11 protein-coding genes are annotated in these 15970 nt (G+C 57.7%); 3 read left to right on the top strand and 8 right to left on the bottom strand.

What is annotated here, in order from left to right; genetic code table 11:
• Positions 1 to 54: 54 nt before the first annotated feature.
• Entirely contained in the window at positions 55 to 1401 is a 1347-nt protein-coding gene (locus tag HKK55_RS03710; RefSeq protein ID WP_169353419.1) for a DEAD/DEAH box helicase, read from the top strand.
• 274 nt (positions 1402 to 1675) lie between these two features.
• On the opposite strand, the gene HKK55_RS03705 is transcribed toward HKK55_RS03710, so the two are convergent.
• The 6 genes from HKK55_RS03705 to hrpA form a co-directional block, all read right to left on the bottom strand.
• Positions 1676 to 2701, bottom strand: a complete 1026-nt coding sequence (locus tag HKK55_RS03705) for an IS110 family transposase (protein WP_169353046.1) — start codon at positions 2699 to 2701, stop codon at positions 1676 to 1678.
• A gap of 156 nt (positions 2702 to 2857) precedes the next feature.
• Positions 2858 to 4192, bottom strand: a complete 1335-nt coding sequence (locus tag HKK55_RS03700) for an OprO/OprP family phosphate-selective porin (protein ID WP_169353418.1) — start codon at positions 4190 to 4192, stop codon at positions 2858 to 2860.
• A gap of 337 nt (positions 4193 to 4529) precedes the next feature.
• Positions 4530 to 4766 (bottom strand): anti-sigma factor, encoded by a 237-nt coding sequence (locus HKK55_RS03695; RefSeq protein WP_169353417.1) that lies wholly within the window; start codon positions 4764 to 4766, stop codon positions 4530 to 4532.
• Positions 4760 to 5374 (bottom strand): RNA polymerase sigma factor, encoded by a 615-nt coding sequence (locus tag HKK55_RS03690; RefSeq protein ID WP_169353416.1) that lies wholly within the window; start codon positions 5372 to 5374, stop codon positions 4760 to 4762. The genes HKK55_RS03695 and HKK55_RS03690 overlap by 7 nt, the downstream gene beginning before the upstream one ends.
• A gap of 126 nt (positions 5375 to 5500) precedes the next feature.
• Complete coding sequence (locus HKK55_RS03685; protein WP_169353415.1) at positions 5501 to 6622, bottom strand: beta-ketoacyl-ACP synthase III; 1122 nt, start codon at positions 6620 to 6622, stop codon at positions 5501 to 5503.
• A gap of 224 nt (positions 6623 to 6846) precedes the next feature.
• Positions 6847 to 10758, bottom strand: a complete 3912-nt coding sequence (hrpA, locus tag HKK55_RS03680) for an ATP-dependent RNA helicase HrpA (protein WP_169353414.1) — start codon at positions 10756 to 10758, stop codon at positions 6847 to 6849.
• Positions 10759 to 11035: 277 nt separating this feature from the next.
• On the opposite strand from hrpA, the gene HKK55_RS03675 reads away from it, so the two are divergent.
• Positions 11036 to 11587, top strand: coding sequence for a hypothetical protein (locus HKK55_RS03675; protein ID WP_169353413.1), 552 nt, complete (start codon positions 11036 to 11038; stop codon positions 11585 to 11587).
• 182 nt (positions 11588 to 11769) lie between these two features.
• On the opposite strand, the gene aceK is transcribed toward HKK55_RS03675, so the two are convergent.
• On the bottom strand, positions 11770 to 13491 hold the full coding sequence (gene aceK / locus HKK55_RS03670) for a bifunctional isocitrate dehydrogenase kinase/phosphatase (protein WP_169353412.1): 1722 nt from the start codon (positions 13489 to 13491) through the stop codon (positions 11770 to 11772).
• Positions 13492 to 13678: 187 nt separating this feature from the next.
• On the opposite strand from aceK, the gene HKK55_RS03665 reads away from it, so the two are divergent.
• Positions 13679 to 14575 carry a DMT family transporter gene (locus HKK55_RS03665; RefSeq protein WP_169353411.1) on the top strand — a complete coding sequence of 299 codons (897 nt, stop codon included), beginning with the start codon at positions 13679 to 13681 and terminating at the stop codon, positions 14573 to 14575.
• Between the two features lie 32 nt (positions 14576 to 14607).
• Here the strand turns inward: HKK55_RS03665 and HKK55_RS03660 are convergent, their stop codons facing one another.
• Positions 14608 to 15468 (bottom strand): DMT family transporter, encoded by an 861-nt coding sequence (locus HKK55_RS03660; RefSeq protein ID WP_169353410.1) that lies wholly within the window; start codon positions 15466 to 15468, stop codon positions 14608 to 14610.
• Positions 15469 to 15970: the final 502 nt, after the last annotated feature.

Here is a 15970-nt window from a genome sequence, read left to right as displayed (position 1 = left end):
CCGAAACCGTTACCCTATGCAGCTGTTTTTTTGTATTTCTTCGAGGTAGCACCCGTGTTTTCCCAATTCGCCCTGCACGAACGCCTGCTCAAAGCCGTGGCCGAGCTTAAATTTGTCGAGCCAACGCCTGTGCAAGCAGCGGCCATCCCGCTCGCGCTCGAAGGGCGTGACCTGCGGGTGACGGCACAAACCGGTAGCGGTAAGACTGCCGCTTTCGTCCTGCCGATCCTCAACCGCCTGATCGGCCCGGCAAAAGTCCGTGTCAGCATCAAGACCCTGATCCTGCTGCCGACCCGCGAGCTGGCCCAGCAGACCTTGAAGGAAGTTGAACGCTTCTCCCAGTTCACGTTCATCAAGTCCGGCCTGATCACCGGCGGTGAAGACTTCAAGGTCCAGGCCGCCATGTTGCGCAAGGTGCCGGACATTCTGATCGGCACGCCAGGTCGGATGATTGAACAACTGAACGCCGGCAACCTGGACCTCAAGGAAGTTGAAGTCCTGGTCCTCGACGAAGCCGACCGCATGCTCGACATGGGCTTTGCCGATGACGTGCAACGCCTGGTGCAAGAGTGCACCAATCGCCAGCAGACCATGCTGTTCTCGGCCACCACCGGTGGCTCGACCTTGCGCGACATGGTCGCCAAGGTCCTGAACAACCCTGAGCATCTGCAGGTCAACAGCGTCAGCGACCTGAACTCCACTACCCGTCAGCAAATCATCACCGCTGACCACAATGTGCATAAAGAACAGATCCTCAATTGGTTGTTGGCCAACGAGACCTATCAGAAGGCCATCGTCTTCACCAACACCCGGGCCATGGCCGACCGTATCTACGGCCGCCTGGTGGCTCAGGAGTACAAGGCGTTTGTCTTGCACGGTGAGAAAGACCAGAAGGACCGTAAGCTGGCCATCGACCGCCTCAAGCAAGGCGGCGTGAAGATCCTGGTTGCCACCGACGTGGCCGCCCGCGGCCTGGACGTGGATGGCCTGGATATGGTGATCAACTTCGACATGCCCCGCAGCGGCGACGAATACGTGCACCGTATCGGTCGTACCGGCCGTGCTGGCAATGATGGCTTGGCCATCTCGCTGATCTGCCACGGTGACTGGAACTTGATGTCGAGCATCGAGCGCTACCTGAAGCAGTCTTTCGAGCGCCGCACGATCAAGGAAGTCAAAGGCACCTACGGCGGACCGAAAAAGGTCAAGGCGTCGGGCAAGGCTGTTGGCGTGAAGAAGAAAAAGGTCGACGCCAAGGGCGACAAGAAGAAAACCGGCGCCAAGTCGCCAACCAAGCGCAAGATCGCCAACCGACCGAAGACCGACAACCTGTCGTTGGTCAGCAAGGACGGCATGGCCCCGCTCAAGCGTCGCAAGCCAGAAGCGCCTGCTGCCGAGTAAGGCTTGACCCATAAAAAATCTATGGTCACCCCCATTTTTGCAATACTGATTAACGGGTGGTGTGGTTGGCTTGCTTAAATCTATCCGGCGTCTGTTTGGGGCATGCCCCAGCGCCACGATGAGAGTCGCGCCTGACGATCCTTAAAAACCCGTCGGCTTCTGAAGCCGATTTTTATGTCAGGATCTTCGCCAGGCCGGTGTGCCGTTCACATCATCTGTTGTTCAGCTATCGCAAAACCTGAAGGTGAATCGTGGTACTGCAACAACCGCGGGGTCAGGCGTTCAAGGCGTCTGGCCCTGCTTCATATTGCGTATGGTGAGCGGCTATCGCCCAAGCGATACGCGCCAGTTTGTTAGCCAGGGCACAGGCCACGACATTCGAATGTCGTCGACTTAGCAATGAGCGCACCCAATCGGCCAAGGCGCCTTTTTGGTGCTCCAGATTTTGCATATAGACCCTGGAACACTGCACCAACAGTTGTCGCAGGTGCTTGTCACCACGCTTGCTGATTCCCAGCAAGTTGGCCTTGCCACCGGTGCTGTACTGTCTGGGCACCAAGCCCACTGAGGCGGCAAAGTCCCGACTGCATCGGTACTGCTTGCCGTCGCCCATTTCTACAGCCAGCAGGCTGGCGGTGATCGGGCCGACACATGGAAGACTCAGCAAACGACTGCCCAGATCATCGTCGGCCAGTTGGCCCGCCAGCTCTTTGTCCAAGACCTTGATTTGCTCATCCAGGTAGGCAAAGTGGTCGTGCAGGCGTTGCAACAATATCGTCAGACGAACGGGTAATTCATGCTCGGCCAAGGCGCTCGCCAGACGCTTCATGATGGCCAACCCTTTGGGCAGACTGATCCCAAACTCCAGCAGGAAACCGTGCATCTGATTAGCCGTTTTGGTGCGGTCATGCACCAGCGATTCGCGCATCCGGTGTAGCACGGACAGGGTTTGCTGGGATTCGGTTTTAGGCGTGACGAAGCGCATAGATGGGCGCGAAGCGGCTTCGCAGATTGCCTCAGCGTCGACAAAGTCGTTTTTATTGCCCTTGACGAAGGGCTTAACGAACTGCGGAGAAATCAGCTTGGCCGTGTGCCCCATTGCCGCCAACTGACGAGCAACATAGTGCGACCCCGCACAGGCCTCCATCACCACGATACAGCTCGGCGAGTTGCCGAAAAACTGCATCATTTGCGTCCGTGAGCATTTTTTGCGAAACACCTCACAGCCCGACTTATCCTGGCCGTGCAGGTGGAAAGTATGTTTGCCGAGATCGATACCGATCAGTGCTGACTCGCTCATGATGATGGCCTCCGAAAACAAAACACCCCGTGAAAGCGTAGCCCTCACAGGGTGTTGGGGGTGACCATCTCATTACCCCGCCAAACGGCGGGGCAAAAAACGAGGAGCGCTTTAACGGATGAAGGAAGAGCGCTTTGAAACAGTGTTGCAGGTTGCTTAAAACACGTACTGCACTCGGGCGACAAAGTTGTCACCACTGTCATCGCCATTGGCGTTCTTGATCTTGTCGGTGCTGACTTTGACGTAGTTGGCCGATACTTTGACGGACTCGTTGGCGTACCAGTTGACCCCGATGGTGTTCAGGTTGGCCTTGGCGTCGCCGGTTTCGCGGGTGGCGCTGTTACGAACGATGTTCTTGTCGTCAACGCTGATGTTGTCGTAGCGGTAGAACACTTCCCACGCGCCGTACTGTTTGTTCTCGGGTTTGATAGTGTCGAACTTGGCGCCGTCAAGTTTGTAGACACGGGCCTCGCCGGTCAGGGTGTAAGCCACCTGGCCGTAGAAGCCGGTGGCTTTCACGTCCTGATAGGCGCTGCTGTCAGCCTTCATCTTGCGGTTCAGGTATTCAGCCTGCAGGGACAAGGGGCCGGTAGCGAAGGCGAATTCGCCGCCGAATACAGTGTCGGTGTCGTAGGCGTCGGTGCTGGTCAGGTTGCTGGCATCCAGCCCCACACCGCCGCCAAAGGTGGCGCGGTTACCGTTGGTGCCAGCGTCGTTGCCACCGGAGGTGGATACACCACGTGCGCCGAGGCGAGGACGGATACGGGAGTCGAATGCGGTGTCTTTCAAATCACGTACCGCGACATCCAGGCCCACGTGCAAGACGTTGCCGGTTTCATGCATCGGCGCAAACACAGCACGGCCGTTGAATTGCTTCACGCCCTTGCCGTCCTTGTCGTTGATGTCCTTGGACGCAACGCTGGCGGACAGGTAAGCCATATCGCCCACTACCGAGCTGACTTGAATGCCCATGCCGTTTTCGTGGGAGTTGACCCAGTCAGCCAATTCGTAAGCCGAGTTGCGCTCAATGCCAGTGACCCACTTGGAACTGGTGGCTTTTTCCAGGCCGAAATCTGCGTCGAAGCGACCCACACGAATCGTGACCGGTTTGAAGCCCACATAAGACATGGACGCTTCGTCGAAGTAGCCGTCGTCGGAGTTGCCCGAGTTATGGGAGAAGTCGTAATTGACCTGGTACTTGAAATCCTTGTACAGGGTGCCGCCCAGTTCCAGGTAGGCGCGACGGAAGTAAGTGGCATCCGCCGAGTTACCATTCTTGGTGTAAAAGCCATCAAACGTACCGTAATCGGCTTGCAGACGACCACCCAACTTGAAGCTGAAGTTCTGGTCGGTAGTCGCAACCTCAAGGCCGCCCTTGGTTTTGACCACGATATCGGCGCCGTCAGTAGTGACAGTACCAGCGGAAGCCTGGGCGGTAACCGCCAGGGCCAGAGCGCTGGCCACGAAACCGGCGAAGTGCTTACGGATCATCGAAGAATTCCCCTAATTGATGGTCTTGTGCATCGGCAAAACACGCGGACTAGAGCCGCTTGTGTTGGGTGGGGATCTTGGGGAGGGGATATTTCAGCCGGGTTGCTGCAACATAAAGATTTTGTTACATGGGAACTTTTTTATAGCCAATGGAAATAAGCTCAAAGCCATGCCTGGCAAGCGTCTTGCGGCAAAAAAGTACCGAAAACGCCAAATGAAACAAAATGTAAAAACAATGACAAAAATGAAATCTTTTTAATAAGGTGATTTTTCGAACGAAAAAAAACCCGCGTCTGAGGCCGACGCGGGTTTGGGTGTTGCTGTGAAAACTGTCAGGTTACTGCGGGTCGCGAGAGCGCTCGGCGGCCAAGCGTTCAGCCAACTGGTCGACATCCGTCACAGGTGGCTCGGGCATGACCCGCAAGGTGGCTTGCATCAGGCGCATCTGACGGATGAAACGCCGGCAATTGGGGCAGAACATCAAGTGATGACGCACCAGCAAGCGTTCGCGAAAGGTCAGTTGCCCGTCGAGATAGTCGCTGGAACGTGCCACTTGTTCTTTACAGGTCAACATTCGCCGGTTTCCTCAAAATGCTCCACGGTGGCGAAGACTTTAAGCCGTGCCCGATGCAACAGCACACGCACATTGGAGAGTGAGATCTCCAGAAGATTACAAATTTCCTCCAACTCCAGCCCCTGGCGCTCGCGCAACAGCAACACGCTGCTTTGCAATTCGGAAAGGCTCAACAGCGTGTGCTCCAGACATTCGCGCAGCTCATTCTCGGTGAGCAACGCTTCAGGCGTGTCCTGGTGCCAAGCAAACGGTGCGATCAACCAGTGACCATCCTCCGGCACGAAGCGATCATCACCGATGGTACCGTGGGGAGACGGCAGGTCATCCAGCAGGACTTCCCGGCGATTTTGTTTGTAGCGGCCTTTGGCAGCGTTAGCGGTAATAGTCAGTAGCCAGGTCTTGAGGCTGGAACGCCCCTCGAATTTGCCCAGGTTGCGCACCACCGAGAGCCAGGCGTCCTGCACCACTTCATCAGCATGACGCTGGCCAACAATGGCGTAGGCGACAGCGCGCATGGCGCTTTGATAGGTGGTGACCAATTCTTTGTAGGCACGCTGCTCGCCCTTGAGCAATCGTTCGAGCAGGTGCGAGTCGTCCGCTGCTGCCATTCAGACCTCGGTACAAACACATTTCAAGATAAGAACACAGTCAGTGTGGGAACCAGGCTTGTGTGGGAGCGAGCAAGCCCGCTCCCACACAAGCCAGCTCCCATACTGACCGAGTCCCTTTGTTAATCAGCGCTTGCGCAGAATCACGCTACCAATCGAATAGCCCGCGCCAAAGGAGCTGAGTACCGCCACAGCGCCCTTGGGTAAGTCATCCTGGTAGGTGTGAAACGCAATCACGGAACCCGCCGAACTGGTATTGGCGTAAGTATCGAGGATCACCGGGGCTTCTTCCACCGTAGCCTCGCGGCCCAGCAGTTTCTTGACGATCAGGTGGTTCATACTCAGGTTGGCCTGGTGCAGCCAGAAGCGCTTCACGTCATCTACATTCAACTGGTTTTCCGCCAGGTGCTTGCCGATCAACTCGGCGACCATCGGGCAGACATCACGGAAGACTTTGCGGCCTTCCTGCACGAACAGCTTGTCCGGTGCGCCGATGCCCTCTTCCGCGGCGCGGTTGAGGAAACCGAAGTTGTTGCGGATGTTATTGGAGAACTTGGTCAGCAGCTTGGTGCTGACCACGTCAAACTGGTACTTGGAAGTGGCCAGGTCGGCCCGCTCAAGGATCACCGCCGTCGCTGCATCACCGAAGATGAAGTGGCTGTCACGGTCGCGGAAGTTCAAGTGGCCAGTACAGACTTCCGGGTTGACCACCAGGATCGCCCGCGCCTGGCCCAGCTGGATACTGTTGCACGCGTTCTGGATGCCGAATGTCGCGGAAGAACAAGCCACGTTCATGTCGAAGCCAAAACCCTGGATGCCCAAGGCTTCCTGGACTTCAATCGCGATGGCCGGGTAAGCCCGTTGCAGGTTGGAGCAGGCGACGATCACACCGTCGATGTCGGCAGCGGTCTTGCCGGCGCGCTGCAAGGCTTGTTCGGCAGCGCCGACAGCCATCTGGCAGAGCACCGACCACTCGTCGTTGGAACGCTCGGGCAGGCGTGGCGCCATGCGCTGGGGGTCGAGAATACCGGCCTTGTCCATGACAAAGCGGCTCTTGATGCCCGAAGCCTTTTCGATAAAGGCGGCGCTGGATTCGGTCAGTGCCTGCACCTCACCACGTTCAATGGCCGCTGCGTTATCCAGGTTGAACTGTTGTACGTAAGCATTGAAAGACTGCACCAGCTCTTCGTTGGAGATGCTGTCGGCCGGGGTGTACAGGCCTGTGCCGCTGATGACGACGTTATGCACGGTCGTTCCTCTAAATCTGTTCAGGCAGATGGTATTGGTACCGTCGTACCACACCGTAAGTAGTTCAATTCCGCCCAGCGGACATCAAACTGGAAACGCTTTATTCCATCGCGTCGCAGCTGCACCAGCCCTTCTCGACGATCCCGGCATTTATAACAGCGAAGTTTGCCATAAAGCCGGGGGTTTGGCGCCACTTGCAAAGCGTGCCAGCCTCCGGAGTGCGGTCAGGCTTCCACCTGGCTCCATTGTTTGCTCAAGCGCTTGTCGGAAATCGGCACTTTGGTCCCCAACTGCTGGGCAAACAACGATACCCGGTACTCTTCCAGCCACCAGCGGTATAACGCTAGCTGGGGGTCGTGCTTGCCTTCCTGGGCGTGTTTGTTCAGGCGCGCCTGATACTGACTCCACAACCCGCTCAGCTCGGCACTCCAAACCCGATCCTTCTGCACCTGGCTCGGCAATTTTTCCAGGCGCAACTCGATGGCCTTGAGAAAGCGTGGCAATTCCTTGAACCACTGGGCTGGGGTTTCCCGCACGAAGCCCGGGTACACCAGGTTGCTCAGTTGCTGCTTGATGTCATTGAGAGCCACAGCCTGGGCCAGGTCAATCTTGCCTTTGAAGCGTTTTTGCAGGCCGTGCCACAGTTTCAACACTTCTAGGGTCAAGCGTGCCAGGCGTTCGGCATGTTCGGTCCAACTGCCGCGCTTACGCTCGGCCAAGGCAGCCAGGCCGGCACCATCACGAGGCAGACTGGCTTCCCCTTCCAACACGCAGCTGTCGAGGCTGGCCAGCAGAATGTCCTCCACCAAGGCATCGATGCGCCCCAGTTCACGGTACATCAGCCCCAGTTCGGTCAAACCAGGCAATTTACCCCGCAGGAATTTTGCCGGCTCCGCTAATTGCTGCATCAACAGCCGCTGCAAGGCCCGACGGTGCTGGAACTCGGCTTCGGCGGCGGTGGAGAAACGTCCTTCCTTGACCGTGCCGTTCTCCTCCACCAACGCCGGATAGACCGTCATCGACAGCCCGGCGATCTTCTGCTGGGTCTTCTCGGCCACTGCCGCGAACACCTTGGCCTCCACCGGCTGTTGGCTTTTCGCCGTTTGTGGCACGGCCAAGGCCGCCTGGCTGGCTTCAGCGAAGCGCGCCGTCAGTTCGGCCAAGTCGCGTCCCTCACCAAGGAACTTGCCCTGACCGTCGACCACTTCCAGGTTCATCTTCAGGTGGTTTTCCACCTGCTGAGCAGATTCAGCCCAGGCTTCGTCGCTGACCCGCGCGCCCGTCATGCGCAACAACTCGCGCCCCAAGGCCTGAGGCAGCGAGCCCTGGGCAAACTCGATACGTTGCAGGGCTGCCTTGACGAAATCCGGCACCGGCACGAAGTTCTTGCGCAGGGCCTTGGGCAAGTTGCGCACCAGGGCGATGCACTTGGCCTCAATTACACCCGGCACCAGCCATTCCAGACGCTCGGCAGGCAGTGCCGGCAACAACGGCGCCGGCACGCGCAAGGTCACACCATCGCGGGGATGGTTGGGCTCGAAGTGATAACTCAAGGCCAAGGCCAGGTCGCCCAGGTGCAAGGTGTCCGGGTAATGTGCAGCGGTGACTTCACTGGCTTCGCGGGCCAGCACGTCTTCCTCGCGCATGATCAGCAGTTGCGGGTCCTTCTGGCTGTTGACCTTGTACCAGCTGTCGAAGGTGGCGGTCTGGTGGATCTCCGCCGGCAAGCGCGCGTCGTAGAAGGCAAACAGAGTTTCCTCGTCCGCCAGGATGTCGCGACGGCGGGCCTTGGCTTCCAGTTCGTCGAGTTGTTCCAGCAGTTGCTGATTGGCCGCCAGGCACTTGGCCCGAGACTGAATCTCGCCCCTCACCAGCCCTTCGCGGATGAACAGCTCACGGGAGGTCACCGGATCAATCGGCCCGTAATGCACTGGCCGGCGACCGACCACGATCAACCCGAACAGGGTGATCTGCTCAAACGCCACGACTTGTCCGCGCTTCTTCTCCCAATGGGGCTCGAAGTGATTTTTCTTGATCAGGTGCCCGGCCAGCGGCTCGATCCAGTCGGCATCGATCTTGGCCACCATCCGCGCATAGAGCTTGGTGGTTTCCACCAGTTCGGCGGTCATCAACCATTGCGGACGCTTCTTGCCGATGCCCGACGAAGGATGAATCCAGAAACGTCGCTGGCGGGCACCGAGGTAGTCGCCGTCTTCGGTCTTCTGGCCGACCTGGCTCAGCAAGCCCGAGAGCACGGCCTTGTGCAGTTTCGGGAAGTCTGCCGGTTCTTTATTCAGCGTCAGCTGCATATCACGGCAGATCAGGCTCAACTGACGATGGGAGTCACGCCACTCACGCAAACGCAGGTAGTTGAGGAAGTTCTTGCGGCACCAGTTGCGCAGCGGGCTGGCGGTCAGTTCCTGGCGCTGCTCTTCAAATCCACGCCACAGATTGACCAGCCCGGCGAAGTCCGAATCGGGATCTTTCCATTGTGCGTGGGCCTGGTCGGCGGCCTGCTGACGCTCCGGCGGACGCTCGCGCGGGTCCTGGATCGACATGGCACTGGCGACGATCAACACTTCCTGCAAACTGCCTAGCTTGGCCGCTTCCAGCAACATGCGGCCCATGCGCGGGTCCACCGGCAAACGCGCCAACTGCCGGCCCATCGGGGTCAACTGGCTATTGCGGTCCACCGCCGACAACTCTTGCAGCAGGTTGAAACCGTCGCTGATGGCCTTGCCATCCGGTGGTTCGATAAACGGGAAGTCGGTGATTTCACCCAAGCGCAGGTGCAGCATCTGCAGGATCACTGCTGCCAGGTTGGTGCGCAGGATTTCCGGATCTGTAAACTCCGGCCGTCCAACAAAGTCTTCCTCGCTAAACAGGCGCACGCAGATGCCCGGCTCGACCCGCCCGCAACGGCCTTTGCGCTGGTTGGCACTGGCCTGGGAAATCGCCTCGATCGGCAGGCGCTGGACTTTGGCGCGATAGCTGTAGCGACTGATGCGGGCGGTGCCACTGTCAATCACATAGCGAATACCCGGCACGGTCAGCGAGGTTTCAGCGACGTTGGTCGCCAACACCACGCGTCGACCTGGATGGGACTGGAAGATCCGCTGCTGTTCGGCCGGTGACAGCCGTGCGTACAACGGCAGAATTTCCGTGTGCTTGAGCTGGGCCTTGCGCAGCATATCGGCAGCGTCACGGATCTCTCGCTCGCCCGGCAGGAACACCAGCACATCACCGGGGCTCTTGTGCTCGCTGCGTTCAAATGCGGCGATTTCATCGAGGGTGGCCAGGATCGCCTGATCCACGGTCAAGTCGTCCTCGACGCGATTGCCCTCCTCGTCCTGCTCCAGAGTCAGCGGGCGGTACCAGGTTTCCACCGGGAACGTACGACCGGACACCTCGACAATCGGCGCGTCGTCGAAATGCTTGGAAAAGCGTTCAAGGTCGATGGTGGCCGAAGTGATGATGACTTTCAGGTCCGGACGACGCGGCAGAAGGGTTTTCAGGTAACCCAGCAGAAAGTCGATGTTCAGGCTGCGCTCGTGGGCTTCGTCGACGATGATCGTGTCGTAGCGTTCCAAGTAACGGTCGTTCTGGGTTTCCGCCAGCAGGATGCCGTCGGTCATCAGCTTGATTAGGGTGCTGGAGTCGCTCTGGTCCTCAAACCGCACCTGATAGCCCACTAACGACCCAAGCGGGGTAGCCAATTCCTCGGCGACCCGACTCGCCACACTGCGCGCAGCAATCCGCCGTGGCTGGGTGTGGCCGATCAAGCCATATTGGCCACGACCGATCTCCAGGCAGATTTTTGGCAACTGGGTGGTTTTGCCCGAGCCGGTTTCACCGGCAATGATCAGCACCTGATGCTTTAGCAACGCTTCCTTGATTTCGTCACGCTTGGCGGCAATCGGTAGGCTGTCGTCATAACGAATCACAGGCAGGCTGGCCCGCCGCGCCGTCACCTGAGCACAGGAGGCCTGCATCTTCGTCACCCACTGCGCAAGTTTCTCCTCATCGGGCTTCTTGCGCAGCTCAAGCAGCTGCCGACGCAACCGGTGGCGGTCGGTGAGCATGGCGTGATCGAGGTTTTTCAGCAGTTGGTCGATAGCGGGTGCTTGGTCAGTCATCGGGTGGGCAAAGGTCTTTTTAGTGAGGCAGGTAAGCCTGCGGTGACATTCTCGTAACGAAGGATTGTCGCAGATTCCGTACCTGCGGACGAGGCGACCGCTTACGACACCCCCGCTCTCCCTGGAAAATGTCCTACCGAATAGGAGAACGCTCCCACAGCTGATAAGGAAAGGTATCAAACACCATCATAAAAGGCTGACAACTTATGAAAAGAGGGATCGGTTCCAATGTAATCGCTATAACGCAACCTTTAGTGTAATCGCCAAGGAGTACTTTATGCCGATCGATGGTAACTCGTATCCTAATACCTACAACAATACTTCCAGCTACGCTAACAAATACCAAAGTATCGCACCTGAAAGTCAAGCACCTCACGGCTCGTGGGCTCAGAGCTCGTCCACCCCACTGGTGAATCAGACACCGCTATCCAGCTTGAGCAAATCCACACAGGAAAAGCTCAATCAGGCGAAGAACACGAAAGACACCCTTGAAAGACTCCCGAAAGACTTTCCGATCCGCAGCCTTACATCCGAAGACTATCAACGCCCCGTTAGCCTGATACAACAGAGAATCGACAAACTGGCGAACAATACTGACTCTAAGAATCCGTTCACAAAGATCAGCAACCACAGGGAAAATAAAAGAGATGAGAAAGAGCTGAACAAAGAAATGGGCTCACTGTACAAAAAAGTCAGGGACATCCAACTCAATAGCACCAATGAAACAGATAAGAACCGCGCCTCCAATGTGACGGACACCCTGACAGGCTTGGGCAAGAATCAACCCTGGCTCCAAGGCATCCGCAAAGAAAATTGGTCAAGTCAGTAAAAGGAAGCCCCTGAGCTCCCAAGCCGCCATAGCTTGCGGGCCAGGAGCTTGATGGTCACCTTCTCCGGTAGATGATCACATCAGTATCAAGCAAGTCTCAGGTCTATCGAACATCCCGTACCGTCTCCGCCAACGGGTGCTCGATAGACACCTACGCCAGTTCAAGCCAATGCACCCAGGCGTTATTCATCCGGCAGCCCGTGGCGCCGATACGGAAACACATCGATTACCTTGCCGGCGCGAATCGCTTCCTGCAGACCTTTCCAGTAGTCGGCGTTGTATAACTCGCCGTGCAACTGATCGAACAGTTTGCGCTGGCCAGCGTCGGCAAACAGAAACGGAGGAAACTCTTCGGGGAATACGTCCAGCGGCCCGATGGAATACCAGGGCTCCGAGGCCATTTCATCTTCCGGCGTACGCGGTGCCGGGATGTGGCGGAAGTTGGCTTCGGTCAGGTAGCAGATTTCGTCATAGTCATAGAACACGACACGCCCGTGGCGGGTGACGCCGAAGTTCTTCAGCAGCATGTCACCGGGGAAAATATTGGCCGCCGCCAGCTGCTTGATCGCCAAACCGTAGTCTTCCAGCGCTTCGCGTACCTGGGCCTCGTTGGCGTTTTCCAGGTAGAGGTTGAGCGGGGTCATTCGCCGCTCTGTCCAGCAGTGACGGATCAACACGGTATCGCCTTCGACTTCGACCGTGCCGGCCGCCACTTCAAGCAATTCAGCAAGGCATTCGGGCTCGAATTTACTCAAGGGGAAACGGAAGTCGGCGAACTCCTGAGTGTCGGCCATGCGTCCGACGCGATCGACGCTTTTCACCAATCGATACTTCTCGATCACCGTGGCGCGGTTAACGTTTTTCGACGGAGAAAAGCGGTCCTTGATGATCTTGAACACCGTGTTGAAGCCCGGCAGGGTAAACACGCTCATGACCATGCCACGCACTCCCGGCGCCATGATGAATTGGTCGTCGGTGGTGGCCAGGTGGTTGATCAGCGCCCGGTAGAACTCGGACTTGCCGTGCTTGTAGAAGCCGATGGAGGTATAGAGCTCGGCGATGTGTTTTCCCGGCAGGATGCGCTTGAGGAAGCCGATGAATTCCGCCGGCACCGGTACATCCACCATGAAGTAGGAACGGGTAAAGGAGAAGATGATCGACACATCCGCCTCATCGGTAATCAGCGCGTCAATCTGGATGCCGCGCCCCTCCCGGTGTAACAGCGGAATTACCAATGGCCACTGCTCGTCGCGGGTGTAGATACGCCCTATCAGGTACGCGCCTTTGTTGCGGTACAGCACCGAGGAAAACAGCTCGACGTTGAGGTCCGGATCCTTGCACACCCAATCCGGCAGGTTCTCCCGCAACTGCGCTTCCAGTCGGCGCAGGTCCGCCGGCAAATCGGCGTAGGGTTCGCTGAAGCTGTAGTCGGCAAAGATTTGCTCAAGCATGCCTGACAGCTTGCCTTGCGGCTTGTAGGTGCGGGTTTGCGCGGCCCGGGCCCGGCGCAGGCTTGGGCGGGTGGTGTGGATGAACATGCAGCCGTCGCTGATCAGGTCATGGCTGAACAGCCCGCAAAAGGTCGAGTTGTACCAGGTCTCGGACAACTCATCGTCGAAGCGCAGGTCGATCAGGTTGATGTAGGCGCTTTTCACCAGCGGCCAGGCGGCAATGTCGAGCAACGATGCGTCGTCGAAGCTGGCCCTCAGCCGCGCGATCACCTCGCTGACTTTTTCTTCGTAGAGGTTGATACGGGCTGCCGACGCTGCCTGCCCCAATTGCCACTGGGCTTTTTCGAAACGTTCCCGGGCGCCGTCAGTGATCTGGCGAAAATGCTCGCGGTAATCGTCGAAGCCGTCGAGGATCATTTGCGCAATGTCGAGGGCGGGCGTTTGCTGCGACATAAGGGAAACCTCTACGGCATTTGGAAGACCTGAGCTTAGCCAGTGTCGGGGAACAGGAGAAGGGTCATTTTTCCGGCCAGCCGTCAGCAGGCGCTGTGACCCGATTTGTTCTGTAAATAGTGGATTAGTAATTGTGTCAGGCAGGCCGCTGGGCAACACTTCCACCCCCATCAAGTAGGAGTTTTCCGTGAGACCTGTCGACACCCTGCACCTGCTGGTGCTGGCCGCTATCTGGGGCGCGAGCTTTCTGTTCATGCGGATCATCGCGCCTGAAATAGGCACGATTCCTACGGCGTTCTTTCGCGTGTCGATTGCCGCCACCGGCCTGTTGGTGATCCTGGCGATGATGCGCGTACGCTGGGATTTTCAAGGCAAGTTCAAGACTGTCCTGCTACTGGGAGTCATCAACTCGGGGATTCCCGCCACCATGTATTCGGTGGCTGCCCAAGTGCTACCCGCCGGTTATTCGGCGATTTTCAATGCCACCACGCCGCTGATGGGGGTGTTGATTGGCGGCCTGTTCTTCAGTGAGCGTCTGACCCCCTCCAAGATCACCGGCGTCTGCCTGGGGCTGTTCGGTGTCGGCATCCTGACCCGAGCCGGCCCGGTGGCGTTCGACATAGAACTGCTGATGGGCGCCCTCGCCTGCTTGCTGGCAACGACGTGCTACGGTTTCGCCGGGTTCCTGGCCAGGCGCTGGCTCGATCAACAAGGTGGCCTTGATAGTCGCTTGTCAGCCCTTGGCAGCATGCTCGGCGCAACGTTGTTTCTATTGCCCTGGTTCGGCTGGAGCGCGATCAGCCATCCACCGGCCAGTTGGGGCGGTTGGCATGTTTGGCTGTCATTGTTGGGCTTGGGGCTGGTATGCACGGCGTTTGCCTACATCCTGTACTTCCGCTTGCTGACATCTATTGGGCCGGTGAAGTCGATGACCGTCACCTTTATGATTCCGCCGTTCGGCGTGTTGTGGGGCGCACTGCTGCTGGATGAGCCGCTGTCGATGGCCCATCTGTATGGTGGGGTGTTGATTGCTGGGGCGTTATGGTTAGTGCTCAGGCCGGGGAAATTGGCTAAAACCCTGTAGAAGCTTTTTCGCCCCTACAGGGTGTTTATTGATCAGCTTTTACGGAACACAAAAGCCAATCCGATGATGATCAACCCCATTCCCACCAGGCTCAACATCGCCAGTTTGTTGCCAAAGATCAGGTAATCCATCACCGCCGTCACGGCGGGCACCAGGTAAAACAGACTGGTGACATTCACCAAGTTGCCCCGCGCGATCAGCCGATACAGCAGCAACGTTGCCAGCAGCGACACCACCAAGCCCATCCACAGCACTGGCAGGTAAAAGCCCGTATTGTGCTCAAAGTGAAACGGCTGGAACGGCACGAACACCGCACACAACAACAGGCCTGCCAGGTACTGCACGGGCAGCGTGCCCAGCGGGTTATCAGTGATGCGCTTCTGCATGATGGCGCCGAAGGTCATGCTTGCCAGGGCCAGCAAGCCGAAGAGCATCCCCGCCAGGGACATCCCGGACAAACCGATGCCCTGGTAAACCACCATGATCAACCCCGCCAACCCCAACGCCAGACCAAACATCCGACGCCAGGAGCGCTGACGCTCCATCAGCACCACGGTCAGGATCGGTTGCACACCCATGATGGTCGCCATGACGCCCGGAGTGACTTTGAGGTCCAGGGCCAGCAGATAGAAAATCTGATACGCCCCCAACAACACCAGACCGGTGGCCACCGCATACCGCATCGGTTGACCGGGGCGCGGCAACTTGAGCTTGAGGATCGGCACCAGGATCACCAACCCCAGCAGGGCAATGGCAAAACGGATCAGCAGAAAGGCAAAGGGCGACGCATGGGCCAGGCCCAATTTGGAGAAAATCGCCCCGCTGCTCCACAGCAAGACAAACAGACTCGTCGAGGCCGCCGCGGCCACGGATTGTTTCGAAAGAACAGACATGGATACCACCTGTCATCAGGCAAAAAGCCAACTCAGCCGAGGCTGAAATTCAGTAGGTTTTCTTCAGGCGGGCACGGGGCAACAGCAATCAGCTGATCAGCCCGAAATGCCAACGCCCGGCGGTGATACGACTGCGTATACCGGCGTGCTACTGACAGGTGGGGGGTAATGACTGATCTGCACAGGCTGTTGATTCCCGCACGGCACGACCACAGCGCTGACCGCTGAATCGACTACCGCTATGCGCAAGGAAGCTGGCATGTGCTGATCTTTTTTGAAGGGATAAAAAGGTGCTGTGAAACACCTGAGGCTGACTATAACCAGCCGGCGACATGCTTTGCAACGACTTCGCCAAAAGGCCAGTAAGGACATTTGGAGGCACCGCACCTAGCCTTGGGAAAAACCAATGCACTCAACCTCAGGAGGCCTCTCACCAATGACCAATATGGAAGCACTTTTTGAAAAAAACCGGCACCCGGAAAGCATCTTCCAAGGCAGTCAG

The organism is Pseudomonas sp. ADAK18, assembly GCF_012935695.1.
Taxonomy (GTDB): domain Bacteria; phylum Pseudomonadota; class Gammaproteobacteria; order Pseudomonadales; family Pseudomonadaceae; genus Aquipseudomonas.
Note: the sequence above shows the minus strand (reverse complement) of the source record. Positions and strands in the feature narration are given on the sequence as shown.

Coding starts and splice junctions, on each gene's coding strand:
- HKK55_RS03705 (WP_169353046.1), bottom strand. CDS start 2,701: ATGAGCGAGTCAGCACTGATCGGTATCGATCTCGGCAAACATACTTTC.
- HKK55_RS03700 (WP_169353418.1), bottom strand. CDS start 4,192: ATGATCCGTAAGCACTTCGCCGGTTTCGTGGCCAGCGCTCTGGCCCTG.
- HKK55_RS03695 (WP_169353417.1), bottom strand. CDS start 4,766: ATGTTGACCTGTAAAGAACAAGTGGCACGTTCCAGCGACTATCTCGAC.
- HKK55_RS03690 (WP_169353416.1), bottom strand. CDS start 5,374: ATGGCAGCAGCGGACGACTCGCACCTGCTCGAACGATTGCTCAAGGGC.
- hrpA (WP_169353414.1), bottom strand. CDS start 10,758: ATGACTGACCAAGCACCCGCTATCGACCAACTGCTGAAAAACCTCGAT.
- HKK55_RS03675 (WP_169353413.1), top strand. CDS start 11,036: ATGCCGATCGATGGTAACTCGTATCCTAATACCTACAACAATACTTCC.
- aceK (WP_169353412.1), bottom strand. CDS start 13,491: ATGTCGCAGCAAACGCCCGCCCTCGACATTGCGCAAATGATCCTCGAC.
- HKK55_RS03660 (WP_169353410.1), bottom strand. CDS start 15,468: ATGTCTGTTCTTTCGAAACAATCCGTGGCCGCGGCGGCCTCGACGAGT.